Source organism: Streptomyces sp. NPDC059851, assembly GCF_042732005.1.
Classification (GTDB): Bacteria; Actinomycetota; Actinomycetes; order Streptomycetales; family Streptomycetaceae; genus Streptomyces.
On record NZ_JBHWJJ010000015.1, the window covers coordinates 90,043 to 102,513 of the forward strand.

Annotated in this window: 9 protein-coding genes; all 9 read left to right on the plus strand. The window is 68.5% G+C overall.

The window, feature by feature from the left end; translation table 11 throughout:
• The first annotated feature begins 240 nt into the window (after positions 1–240).
• The 9 genes from ngcE (at position 241) to ACFV7Q_RS07885 (ending at position 12,419) form a co-directional block, all read left to right on the plus strand.
• The gene (ngcE, locus tag ACFV7Q_RS07845; RefSeq protein ID WP_385424958.1) at positions 241–1,665 is read left to right on the plus strand and encodes an N-acetylglucosamine/diacetylchitobiose ABC transporter substrate-binding protein; all 1,425 of its coding nucleotides are present in this window, start codon (positions 241–243) and stop codon (positions 1,663–1,665) included.
• A gap of 29 nt (positions 1,666–1,694) precedes the next feature.
• A complete protein-coding gene (locus ACFV7Q_RS07850) occupies positions 1,695–2,639 on the plus strand; it encodes a carbohydrate ABC transporter permease (protein WP_385424960.1) in 945 nt (314 codons plus the stop codon).
• A gap of 13 nt (positions 2,640–2,652) precedes the next feature.
• Positions 2,653–3,576 carry a carbohydrate ABC transporter permease gene (locus tag ACFV7Q_RS07855; protein ID WP_385424962.1) on the plus strand — a complete coding sequence of 308 codons (924 nt, stop codon included), beginning with the start codon at positions 2,653–2,655 and terminating at the stop codon, positions 3,574–3,576.
• Between the two features lie 218 nt (positions 3,577–3,794).
• The gene (locus tag ACFV7Q_RS07860; RefSeq protein ID WP_385424964.1) at positions 3,795–4,997 is read left to right on the plus strand and encodes an ROK family protein; all 1,203 of its coding nucleotides are present in this window, start codon (positions 3,795–3,797) and stop codon (positions 4,995–4,997) included.
• 117 nt (positions 4,998–5,114) lie between these two features.
• The gene (locus ACFV7Q_RS07865) at positions 5,115–6,236 is read left to right on the plus strand and encodes a substrate-binding domain-containing protein (protein ID WP_385424967.1); all 1,122 of its coding nucleotides are present in this window, start codon (positions 5,115–5,117) and stop codon (positions 6,234–6,236) included.
• 275 nt (positions 6,237–6,511) lie between these two features.
• Positions 6,512–7,300, plus strand: a complete 789-nt coding sequence (locus ACFV7Q_RS07870) for an ATP-binding cassette domain-containing protein (RefSeq protein ID WP_385424969.1) — start codon at positions 6,512–6,514, stop codon at positions 7,298–7,300.
• Positions 7,297–8,589, plus strand: coding sequence for a sugar ABC transporter permease (locus ACFV7Q_RS07875; RefSeq protein ID WP_385424972.1), 1,293 nt, complete (start codon positions 7,297–7,299; stop codon positions 8,587–8,589). Before ACFV7Q_RS07870 ends, ACFV7Q_RS07875 begins: the two co-directional genes overlap by 4 nt.
• 253 nt (positions 8,590–8,842) lie before the next feature.
• Entirely contained in the window at positions 8,843–10,759 is a 1,917-nt protein-coding gene (gene dxs / locus ACFV7Q_RS07880) for a 1-deoxy-D-xylulose-5-phosphate synthase (protein WP_385424975.1), read from the plus strand.
• A gap of 160 nt (positions 10,760–10,919) precedes the next feature.
• Positions 10,920–12,419, plus strand: a complete 1,500-nt coding sequence (locus ACFV7Q_RS07885; protein ID WP_385424977.1) for an amino acid permease — start codon at positions 10,920–10,922, stop codon at positions 12,417–12,419.
• Positions 12,420–12,471 lie beyond the last annotated feature (52 nt).

Below are 12,471 nucleotides of genomic sequence, written 5' to 3' on the forward strand. Positions count from 1 at the left end.
CCGTCCGGGGGCAGGGCCAGGTTTCGGCGAGGTCTCAACTCGGAAAAGCTGGCAGACATGGCTGCGCATGATCTTGCTCACACGAACGGGAGTGGACTATACCTGTGCGCGTCCGGCTCGCCGCTACCGTGCGGCTCCGGACGGGGGGATGGGCGGGGAGCTGCGGCGGCGTCCGCGCGTACCACAACCGCCTTGATTCCCGGCCTCCTTCACACTTCGGACGAAGGCGAGGACAAGAGCATGGGATCCACTGGCGAGGGCGTGGGCCGCCGAGATCTGATCAAGCGCTCGGCCGCACTCGGACTGGTCTCGGCACCGGCGATGGGCTTCCTGTCCGGCTGCGCCTCCGGCGGCGACGCCTCCGCGAACGGCCCCGTCAAAGGGCCCGTCACCAAGGAGAACCCTTTCGGCGTAGCCAAGGGCGGCAAACTCGACGTCGTCATCTTCAAGGGCGGCTTCGGTGACGACTACGCGAAGTCCTGGGAGGCCGCCTTCGACAAGAAGTGGGGCACCACCAGTTCCCACCTGGGCACCCAGGAGATCGCCGCCAAGCTCCAACCCCGCTTCAACGGCGGCAACCCGCCCGACGTCGTCGACGACGCCGGCGCCCAGCAGATCAAGATCGACGTACTGGCCAAGGGCGGCCAGCTCACCGACCTCACCCAACTCCTCGACGCACCCTCCCTCGACGACCCGAACCGCAGGATCCGCGACGTCCTGATCCCCGGCACCATCGAACAGGGCACCCAGGGCGGCAAGTTCGTCGCCCTCTACTACGTCTACACGGTCTTCGGGTTCTGGTACTCCGGCAAGCTGTTCAAGGAGAAGGGCTGGACCGAGCCGAAGACCTGGGACCAGTTCCTGGACGTCTGCACCAAGGCCAGGGACGCAGGCATCGGCGGCCTCGCCCACCAGGGCAAGTACCCGTACTACATCAACGTCGTCATCATGGACCTGATCGCCAAGAAGGGCGGACTGGAGGCCATGAAGGCCATCGACAACCTGGAGCCGGGCGCCTTCGCGGGCAACCCGGCCGCCCTGGCCGCCGTCGAGGCGGTCTACGAGGTCGTCGAGAAGGGCCTGCTCATGGCGGGCACCAACGGGCTCACCCACACCGAGTCCCAGACCGCCTGGAACCAGTACAGGGCGGCCTTCATCCCCTCCGGCTCCTGGCTGGAGAACGAGCAGCTCAAGCAGACCCCCGCGGACTTCGACATGAAGTTCCTGCCCGTGCCGGTCCTCGCCGACAGCAAGCTCCCGTTCGAGGCCATCCGGGCCGGCGCGGGCGAGCCCTTCATCGTCCCCGAAAAGGCCGCCAACAAGGCCGGGGGCCTGGAGTTCCTGCGCTCGATGCTGTCACGCGAATGGTCCACCCTCTTCGCCCAGCAGGCCAACTCCCTCACCGTCGTCAAGGACGGCGTCGACCCGGGGGTCACGCTGCGGCCGGGCACCCGGTCGGCCGTGGCGGCCGTCAAGGCGGCCGGACCGAACACCTTCAACTACATGTACCCCGACTGGTACAGCGAAATGGACACCGAGATCCAGAACGCGTCCAATGAGCTGATGGCCAAGCGGATCCAGCCAAAGGAATGGATCAAGCGGGCCCAGGCTGCGGTAGACAAGGCCGCCAAGGACCCGAACGCGAAGAACAACCGCCGCAGCTGACGCCACCGACGGATGGACGGACGGACACCATGAGCCACGTAGCCAAGGGGAGGGGGCGGGCCGGTTTCCTCACCGGCTTCCTCTTCCTGCCGCTCGCGCTGTACCTGACCTTCGTCATCTGGCCGTACGTCCAGACCTTCGGCTACTCCTTCACCGACTGGTCGGGCCAGTCGCCCACCTTCGGCTTCGTTGGCTGGGACAACTACACGACCCTGCTGAAGGACCAGGTCTTCCTCGGCGCCCTCTGGCACAACCTGTTGCTCCTGGTGTTCGTCCCGGCCCTCACCATCCTGCTGGCCCTCTTCTTCGCCTTCATGGTGAACGCGGGAGGGCGCAGCGGGGCCGGGGGAGTGCGGGGCGTGCGCGGCTCGTCCGTGTACAAGATCGTCTACTTCTTCCCGCAGGTGCTCTCCCTCGCCATCCTCGCCGTCCTCTTCGGCGCGGTGTACCGCAGCGACGGGGGCGGCCTGCTCAACGGCTTGCTGACCGGGCTGGGCCTGGTCGACCCGGCCCACCCCGTCGAATGGCTCAACGAGCCGGACCTGGTGCTGTGGTGCCTGCTGTCCGTGGTGGTCTGGCACGGGGTCGGGTTCTACCTCGTCCTCTTCTCGGCGGCCATGCAGTCCGTACCCAGGGACATCTACGAGGCCGCCCTGCTCGACGGCGCGGGGCGCGCCCAGACCTTCCTCAAGGTCACGCTGCCCCTGCTGTGGGACTCCGTGCAGACCTCCGCCGTCTACCTCGGCATCGCCGCCATGGACATGTTCGTGCTGGTCTCGACGATGACTTCCGGACAGTTCGGCGGCGGACCCGACCACCACAGCGAGGTCATGGCCACGGTGCTGATGCGCAACTTCCTGTACTTCGGCAAGAGCGGCTACGCCTGCGCCATGGGCGTGGTGATGCTCCTGCTGACCCTGATCCTCTCCGTCGTCACGCTGCGCGCGACCCGCCGCGAGCGCATCGAGTTCTGAGCGGGAGACCACGATGACCACTGTGATCAAGGCGCCCGGAGAGCGCTCGGACGAGCGGGCCGGCGGAGCCGGCCCGGCGCAGGGATCCGGCGGCGGCTCCGACGGCACGGCGCTGAACGTCTTCTCGCACGGGTTCCTGGCCGTCTGGGCGGTACTGATCGTCCTGCCGCTGGTCTGGCTGGCGCTCGGCTCGTTCAAGACCGACTCCGAGATCGGCGGGTCGGCCCTGAGCTGGCCCTCCAACTGGCACCTCGACGCGTTCTCCCGGGCCTGGGACAAGGGCATCGGCGACTACTTCGCCCACACCCTGATCGTGATGGCGTTCTCGGTGCCGCTGACCATGCTGCTCGGCTCCATGGCCGCGTACGTCCTGGCCCGCTACCCCTTCCCGGGCAACCGGGTGATCTACTACTTCTTCGTCAGCGGGGCCATGTTCCCCGTCTTCCTGGCGCTCGTCCCGCTCTTCTTCATGGTCAAGCGCCTCGACATGCTCAACACCTACCAGGGCCTGATCCTGGTCTACGTCGCCTACTCGATGCCGTTCACGGTCTTCTTCATGCACTCCTTCTTCCGCACGCTGCCGACGGCCGTGCACGAGGCGGCGGTGATCGACGGGGCCTCCGACGCCCGGATCTTCTTCCAGGTGATGCTGCCGATGGCCAAACCGGGCCTGATCAGCGTCGGCATCTTCAACGTCCTGGGGCAGTGGAACCAGTACATCCTGCCGTCCGTGCTGATGCAGCCGCAGACCGGGTCCGATCCCGAGCGCTACATGCTCACCCAGGGCCTGATCCAGCTCCAGTACCAGATGGGGTACGAGACCGACCTGCCGGTGCTCTTCGCCGGTGTGACCATCGCCATGGTCCCGATGTTGGTGGTGTACCTGTCCTTCCAGCGCCAGATCCAGGCCGGCCTGACCTCCGCGACCCTGAAGTAGCGCGCGCCCGTCACAGCACGATCTAGAAGGATGTCTCTCATACTTATGACCGATAAGGGCAGATTCGTGCTGTGTCCGCCTCTTGACGTGTGGATGCCCAAGAGCTCGACTTAGGGTTCACAAGTTGGAGAGACGCCGGCGTCTCGGAGACTCCAGTCCGCGATCGCCGGCCGGGGGGCGACGGCCGGCCGTCGCTTATGGGCAGGAGTGGATGAGTCGTGCAGACTCCCGGATCGCAGTCTTCACTGCACCGTGCGAATCTCGAGCGGGTCGTGCGGGCGGTGCGGCTCGCGGGTTCGCTGACCCAGGCGGAGATCGCCCGGTCCACCGGACTGTCGGCGGCCACGGTCTCCAACATCGTCCGCGAACTCAAGGACGGTGGGACGGTCGAGGTCCAGGACACCTCGTCCGGCGGCCGTCGGGCGCGCAGCGTCTCCCTCAGCGGCGACGCGGGCATCGTGATCGGAGTGGACTTCGGCCACACCCACCTGCGGGTGGCGGTGGGCAACCTGGCCCACCAGGTGCTCGCCGAGGAGTCGGCCCCGATGGACGTGGACGCCTCCTGGGCCGACGGCTTCGACCGGGCGGAAGTGCTGGTCGGGCAGCTGATCGCGGGCATCGGCGTGGGCCTGGAGAAGGTCATCGGCGTGGGCCTGGGCGTCCCCGGCCCGATCGACGTGGAGTCCGGGACCCTCGGCTCCACCGCGATCCTGCCGGGCTGGGCCGGGATCAACCCGCGCCAGGAGCTGTCGCAGCGCCTCGGGGTGCCCGTGTACGTCGACAACGACGCCAACCTCGGCGCCCTCGGCGAGCTGGTGTGGGGGAGCGGCCGCGGGGTCAAGGACCTGGCGTACATCAAGGTGGCGAGCGGTGTCGGCGCCGGCCTGGTGATAAACGGGCAGATCTACCGTGGCCCCGGCGGCACGGCCGGGGAGATCGGGCACATCACGCTGGACGAGTCCGGGCCGGTCTGCCGCTGCGGCAACCGCGGCTGCCTGGAGACCTTCGCCGCGGCCCGCTACGTCCTGCCGCTGCTCCAGGGCACGCACGGGCCGGAACTCACCATGGAGCGGGTCGTGGAGCTGGCCCGTGAGGGCGACCCCGGATGCCGCAGGGTCATCGCCGACGTGGGCCGCCATGTGGGTAGTGGTGTCGCGAACCTCTGCAACGTCCTGAACCCGAGCCGGGTGGTGCTCGGCGGTTCGCTGGCCGAGGCCGGGGAGCTGGTCCTGGCCCCCATACGCGAGTCCGTGGGGCGGTACGCGATCCCCAGCGCTGCACGCCAACTCTCCGTCCTGACCGGCTCGTTGGGCAGCCGTGCGGAGGTGCTGGGGGCGCTCGCGCTGGTGCTCAGCGAAATGGGCGATTCAACCCTTCTGGCCGATTCGCAGTCGCCGAAGCTCTTGCCTTCAGTTAGATAACGGATGGCACCGTTGTCATCTCGTTAAGGATTCACTCCTTGACGACAAACTTGCGGCCGAGGTTGACTCCTCCCACCTCGGCCGCACCGTCGCGGCCTCGTCAGGGAGGTTCAGGAAATGAACACGCGTATGCGTAGAGCCGCCGTAGTCGTCGCCACCGGCGCCATGGCCGTGTCCCTCGCCGCCTGTGGCAGCGCCAAGGAGGCCGGTGAGAAGCCGAAGGAGTCCGGCACCTCCGCCGCCGCCGCTGGCGGTGCGATCAAGGTCGGTCTGCTCCTGCCCGAGAACCAGACCGCGCGCTACGAGAAGTTCGACAAGCCGCTCATCGAGAAGAAGGTCGCCGAGCTCACCGGTGGCAAGGGCACGGTGGTCTACGCCAACGCCAAGCAGGACGCGACCACGCAGAACTCCCAGGTCGACACGATGATCACCAACAAGGTGAACGTCCTGATCGTCGACGCGGTCGACTCCAAGGCCATCGCCGGCTCGATCAAGAAGGCCAAGGAGGCCGGCATCCCGGTCGTCTCCTACGACCGCCTCGCCGAGGGCCCGATCGACGCCTACACCTCCTTCGACAACGAAGAGGTCGGCAAGGTCCAGGGCAAGGCCCTGCTGGAGGCCCTGGGCGACAAGGCCAAGGACGGCGACATCGTGATGATGAACGGGTCGGTCACCGACCCGAACGCCGCCCTCTTCAAGAAGGGCGCCCACTCCGTCCTCGACGGCAAGGTGAACATCGGCAAGGAGTACGACACCAAGGAGTGGAAGCCGGAGAACGCCAACACCAACATGGCGGGCGCGATCTCCGCGCTCGGCAAGGACAAGATCATCGGCGTCTACTCCGCCAATGACGGCATGGCGGGCGGCATCATCACCGCCCTCAAGGCGGCCGGCATCAACCCCCTGCCCCCCGTCACCGGCCAGGACGCGGAGCTCGCGGGTGTCCAGCGCATCGTCGCCGGTGAGCAGTTCATGAGCGTCTACAAGCCCTACGCCCCCGAGGCCGAGGCCGCCGCCAAGATGGCCGTCGCCCTCGCCAAGGGCGAGAAGCTCGACGGCGTGACCACCTCCACGGTCGACAGCCCCACCACCAAGGGCATCCCCTCGGTCCTGGTCCCGGTCGTCTCGCTCACCAAGAACAACATCAAGGACACTGTCATCAAGGACGGTGTCTACACGGCCGACGAGATCTGCACCGAGAAGTACGCGGCCGCCTGCACCGCCCTCGGCCTGAAGTAGACCGCACCGGCCTCCACGAAGGCCACACGTAGGCCACGCCGGCCCCACGGGCCGGCCGCGGCCCCGCACGGACCTCCCGGCCGTGCGAGGCCCCAGCGTCCTGCAGGCCCGGGGGCCCGCCACCGCGGCCTCCGGTCCACCAGGACCCCCGCGCCTGCCCGGCGCCCCGCCCACTCATCCCCGCCACCAGCGGGACGCCGGGCAGAAACGATTCCCCACCCACCCCGCTCCTGCACTTACTGCACGACATCCCCGCCGGTCAGGCGGCGAAGGAGATGGTTCATGTGTCCGCTGCGCCCGTGCTGGCGTTGCGAGGGGTCTCGAAGCGGTTCGGCGCCGTCCAGGCGCTCACCGACGTAGACCTCGAGATCCACTCCGGCGAGGTGGTCGCCCTCGTCGGCGACAACGGCGCCGGCAAGTCCACGCTCGTCAAGACGATCGCCGGCGTGCACCCCATTGATGACGGCGTCATCGAGTGGGAGGGCAAGCCGGTCACGATCACCAAGCCCCACGACGCCCAGAACCTGGGCATCGCGACGGTCTACCAGGACCTCGCGCTGTGCGACAACATCGACGTCGTCGGCAACCTCTTCCTGGGCCGCGAGCTCAAGCGCCGCGGTGTCCTGGACGAGGTGGAGATGGAGCGCCGCGCCCGCGAGCTCCTGACCACCCTGTCCATCCGGATCCCCAGCGTCCGTATCCCCATCGCCTCGCTCTCCGGCGGGCAGCGCCAGACGGTGGCGATCGCCCGTTCGATGCTCGGCGAGCCCCAGCTCGTCATCCTCGACGAGCCGACCGCCGCCCTCGGCGTCGAGCAGACCGCGCAGGTCCTGGACCTGGTCGAGCGGCTGCGCGAGCGCGGTCACGCGGTCATCCTCATCAGCCACAACATGGCCGACGTGAAGGCCGTCGCCGACCGGGTGGCCGTCCTGCGGCTGGGCCGCAACAACGGTGTCTTCAAGGTCGCCGACACTTCGCAGGAAGAGATCATCTCCGCCATCACGGGCGCTACGGACAACGCCGTGACCCGCCGGGCGGCCCGCACCGGGGAGGCTCGCAAGTGAGCACCGAACACCACACCCATGCGGAAGAGGTGGCCCAGTTGGCCAACCCCGCCGCCCCGGCCGACGCCATCCCCGCGGTGGACCCTCGCCTGCTCGTCCGCGAGCAGGGCCTGACCGGCTACCTCAGCGAGTTCCGGCGCAAGATGAAGGCCGGTGACCTGGGGTCCCTCCCGGTCGTGATCGGCCTGATCGTGATCTGGGGAATCTTCCAGGGGCTGAACGAGAACTTCCTCTCCCCGGAGAACCTCACCAACATCGCGATCACCATGGTCGCCACGGGCATGATGGCCGTCGGCATCATCTTCGTGCTGCTGCTCGGCGAGATCGACCTCTCGGTCGGCTCGGTCAGCGGTGTCTCGGGCGCCCTCTTCGCCGTCCTGGCGGTCACCAACGGGGTCAACGAGTGGGTGGCGATCCTGGCTGCGGTCGGCGGCGGTGCCCTGATCGGCGCAATCCACGGCTTCTTCTTCGCCAAGGTCGGCGCGCCGGCCTTCGCCGTCACCCTGTCGGGCCTGCTGTTCTGGTCCGGTGCGATGCTCCAGATCCTCGGCAGCACCGGCACGATCAACATCGACTCCGACGGTGTCGTGGGCCAGCTGACCACGTACTACTTCACGGACGTGGCCGCCGCCTACGGCCTCGCCGCGGTCGCCACGGCCGGGTACTTCCTGGCCGCCTTCACCGACAACAAGCGTCGGGCGGCCGCGGGCGTCCCGTCGCGCCCGCTGAGCGAGCTGCTGCTGCGCACCGGCCTGCTCGCGGTGTTCACCTTCGGCCCCGCCGTGGTGTTCAACCAGTACAAGGGCCTCCCGCTCGCGGTGGTGCTCTTCGTGCTGGTCCTGGTCGGAACGGACTTCGTCCTGCGCCGCACCACCTTCGGCAGGAACGTCTTCGCCCTCGGCGGCAGCGTCGAGGCCTCCCGCCGTGCGGGCATCAACGTCACCGGCATCCGCATCGCGGTGTTCTCCATCGCGGGCACCTTCGCGGCCGTCGGCGGGCTCTTCTGGGCCTCCAAGATCGCGGCGGCGAACCAGAGCGCCGGCGCCGGCGACCTGCTGATGAACGTCATCGCCGCGGCGGTCATCGGCGGCACCAGCCTCTTCGGCGGCCGGGGCCGGACCTGGAACGCCCTCCTCGGTGTCATGGTCATCACCTCGATCCAGTACGGTCTGGCTCTCGAGGGAATCGCCACTCCCGTCCAGTACATGATCACCGGTGCGGTGCTGCTGGCCACCGTGGTGATCGACTCGGTCACCCGCAAGACCCAGAAGACGGCCGGACGCGTCTGACAGCACGCCCGGCGCGGTAAGACCGGTCACAGTGCCCGGTGCCACTCCTCGTGGCACCGGGCACCTGTGCGTACATCAGTTCGTCGACGACGGCGGGCACATGTGCGGATATGCACCCGAATGTGATGTGTGACATCGGGTGGATACGCACAGGAATGACAAAGCTGTGACCCGCTTGCGGCAGCCCGATGACCGGGGTCGCCGACGGAACATTAGACTCGACAGACCAGCAAGCAACTGCAAGGAGGCACGGGTGCTGCTGACCCGCATCAAGGGACCGCGCGATCTGGACCGGCTCAGCCAGGAGGAGCTGGTTCAGCTCTCCGCCGAGATCAGGTCCTTCCTCGTCGACGCCGTCTCCAAGACCGGCGGGCACCTCGGCCCCAACCTCGGTGTGGTCGAGCTGACGATCGCCCTGCACCGGGTCTTCGAGTCGCCGAAGGACCGGATCCTCTTCGACACCGGCCACCAGGCCTACGTCCACAAGCTGCTCACCGGCCGCCAGGACTTCGGTGGCCTGCGCACCAAGGGCGGCCTGTCCGGCTACCCCTCGCGCGCCGAGTCCGAGCACGACGTGATCGAGAACTCCCACGCCTCCACGGTCCTGGGCTGGGCCGACGGCCTCGCCAAGGCCAACGAGGTGCTCGGCCGGACCGACCACCACGTCGCCGCCGTCATCGGTGACGGCGCCCTGACCGGCGGCATGGCCTGGGAGGCGCTGAACAACATCGCCGCCGCCAAGGACCGCCCGCTGGTCATCGTCGTCAACGACAACGAGCGCTCCTACGGCCCCACCATCGGCGGCCTCGCCAACCACCTGGCCACCCTGCGCACCACGGACGGCTACGAGCGCTTCCTGGCCCGCGGCAAGGAGATCCTGGAGCGCACGCCCGTCGTCGGCAAGCCGCTCTTCGAGACCCTGCACGGTGCGAAGAAGGGCCTGAAGGACTTCATCGCGCCGCAGGGCATGTTCGAGGACCTGGGCCTGAAGTACATCGGCCCCATCGACGGCCACGACATCGAGGCCCTGGAGTCCGCCCTCCAGCGCGCCAAGCGCTTCAGCGGCCCGGTCATCGTCCACTGCCTCACCCAGAAGGGGCGCGGCTACACCCCGGCGCTGGAGCACGAGGCGGACCGTTTCCACGCGGTCGGCGTCATCCACCCCGACACCGGCCTGCCGGTGAAGACCGCCGCCGCCAGCTGGACCTCCGTCTTCGCCGACGAGATGGTCAAGATCGGCCACGAGCGCCCCGACGTCGTCGGCATCACCGCCGCCATGCTCCACCCCGTCGGCCTCAACAAGTTCGCCGAGGCCTTCCCGGAGCGCATCTACGACGTCGGCATCGCCGAGCAGCACGGCGCGACCTCCGCAGCGGGCCTCGCCACGGGCGGCGTCCACCCGGTCTTCGCGGTGTACGCCACCTTCCTCAACCGCGCCTTCGACCAGGTCCTGATGGACGTGGCCCTGCACAAGTGCGGCGTCACCTTCGTCCTGGACCGGGCCGGCGTCACCGGCGACGACGGCGCCTCCCACAACGGCATGTGGGACATGTCGATCCTTCAGGTCGTCCCCGGCCTGCGGCTCGCCGCGCCCCGCGACGCCGAGCAACTGCGCAGCCAGCTGCGCGAGGCCGTCGAGGTGAAGGACGCCCCGACCGTGGTGCGCTTCTCCAAGGGCGTCGTGGGCCCGGCCGTCCCGGCCGTCGGCCGGATCGGCGGCATGGACGTGCTGCGCGCCCCGGCCCCCGAGGTCACCCGGCCGGACGTACTGCTCGTTTCGGTCGGCGCGCTCGCCCCGATGTGCCTGGAGGTCGCCGACCTCCTCGACAAGCAGGGCATCAGCACCACCGTCGTCGACCCGCGCTGGGTCAAGCCGGTGGACGAGGCGCTCGCCCCGCTGGCCGAGCGGCACCGCGTCGTCGTCACCGTCGAGGACAACGGCCGCGCCGGCGGTGTGGGCTCCGCGGTCGCGCAGGCGCTGCGCGACGCGGGCGTCGACGTGCCGCTGCGCGACTTCGGCATCCCGCAGCGCTTCCTCGACCACGCCCTGCGCAAGGAGATCCTGGCCGAGATCGGGCTGACCGCCCCGAACATCGCGCGGCAGGTCACCGGGCTCGTCGCCAAGCTGGACGGGCGCCTCGACACCGAGCCGGCCGCCGCCGTCGACTAGCGGAACCCGTCCGGCGGCCCGGGGCGGGCCCGTCCGGATATCGCTCTGCGCACGGTGCCTAGATCGATGCGCGGTTGCACGTCACGGGCCGGGAGATCACTCTTGAAGAGTGGGCCTCCCGGCCCGTTCGTGTGCGTCGACACCTTTCGGAGGTGCGTCGGTGAGTACGGATATCAACAGCCCCTTCCGCACCAAGACGGTGGAGCAGTCCATTCGCGACACGGAGGAGCCGGAACACGCCCTCAAGAAGTCGCTCTCGGCCTGGGACCTGACCATCTTCGGTGTCGGTGTCATCATCGGCACCGGCATCTTCGTCCTGACGGGCATCGCGGCCCGCAACAACGCCGGTCCCGCCACCTCCCTCGCCTTCGTGGCGGCGGGTGTCGTCTGCGCCCTCGCGGCCCTGTGCTACGCCGAGTTCGCGTCCACCGTTCCGGTGGCGGGCTCGGCGTACACGTTCTCCTACGCCTCGATCGGCGAGCTACCCGCCTGGATCATCGGCTGGGACCTCGTGCTCGAATTCGCGCTCGGCACCGCGGTGGTGGCGGTCGGCTGGTCCGGGTACGTCCGGCACCTGATGAACACCAACCTCGGCTGGGACATGCCCGTCGCGCTCTCCGGACCCGATGCGGGAGGCAGCTTCGACCTGTTGGCGTTCCTGCTGGTCCTGGCGCTGACCGCGATCCTGGTCATCGGAACGAAGCTGTCGGCCCGGATCACCGCGATCGTCGTCGCCATCAAGGTCACCGTGGTGCTGCTGGTCATCGTCGCGGGCCTGTTCTTCATCAAGGCCGACAACTACGCGCCGTTCATCCCCCCGGCCGAGCCGCAGCCCGAAGGGGTCAGCGGTTGGAAGGCACCGCTGGTCCAGCTGATGTTCGGCTACGAGCCGACCAACTTCGGCGTCATGGGCATCTTCACGGCCGCCTCGCTCGTCTTCTTCGCGTTCATCGGCTTCGACGTCGTGGCCACCGCGGCCGAGGAGACCAAGAACCCGCAGCGGGACATGCCGCGCGGCATCCTGGGCTCGCTGTTCATCTGCACCATCCTCTACGTCGCCGTCACCCTGGTGGTCACGGGCATGCAGAAGTACACGCAGATGTCGCCGAGCGCCCCGCTCGCCGAGGCCTTCAAGTCCGTGAACCAGCCGTTCTTCGCCGGTGCCATCAGCCTCGGGGCATCCGTCGGCCTGATCACCGTCTGCATGATCCTGCTGCTCGGTCAGACCCGTGTGTTCTTCGCGATGAGCCGTGACGGCCTGCTGCCGCGCGTCTTCTCCGTCACCCACCCGAAGTACCGCACCCCTTACCGTGCGACGATCCTGCTCGGTGTGGTCATCGCCGTCGTCGCGGGTTTCACCAGCCTGGAGAACCTCGCCGAACTGGTGAACATCGGCACCCTGTTCGCCTTCGTGGTGGTGGCGCTCGGCGTCATCATCCTCCGCAAGACCCGCCCCGACCTGCACCGGGCCTTCCGCACCCCGTGGGTGCCGTTCGTCCCGATCCTGTCGATCGCGGCCTCGCTCTGGCTGATGCTCAACCTGCCGGCCGAGACCTGGGCCCGGTTCGCCATCTGGATGGTCATCGGCATCATCGTGTACTTCGCGTACAGCCGCGCCAACAGCCGCCTGGGCCGGCTCGGCCCGGAAGCCAAGTACTGACGACCGACGCACCGCAGCACGCGTCGGGCCCGTGCGGGAGGGAGCTCCCTCC

Excerpts from the sequence above, each read along its gene's own strand:
- ngcE (WP_385424958.1), top strand. The coding sequence starts at position 241 with ATGGGATCCACTGGCGAGGGCGTGGGCCGCCGAGATCTGATCAAGCGC.
- ACFV7Q_RS07850 (WP_385424960.1), top strand. The coding sequence starts at position 1,695 with ATGAGCCACGTAGCCAAGGGGAGGGGGCGGGCCGGTTTCCTCACCGGC.
- ACFV7Q_RS07855 (WP_385424962.1), top strand. The coding sequence starts at position 2,653 with ATGACCACTGTGATCAAGGCGCCCGGAGAGCGCTCGGACGAGCGGGCC.
- ACFV7Q_RS07865 (WP_385424967.1), top strand. The coding sequence starts at position 5,115 with ATGAACACGCGTATGCGTAGAGCCGCCGTAGTCGTCGCCACCGGCGCC.
- ACFV7Q_RS07870 (WP_385424969.1), top strand. The coding sequence starts at position 6,512 with ATGGTTCATGTGTCCGCTGCGCCCGTGCTGGCGTTGCGAGGGGTCTCG.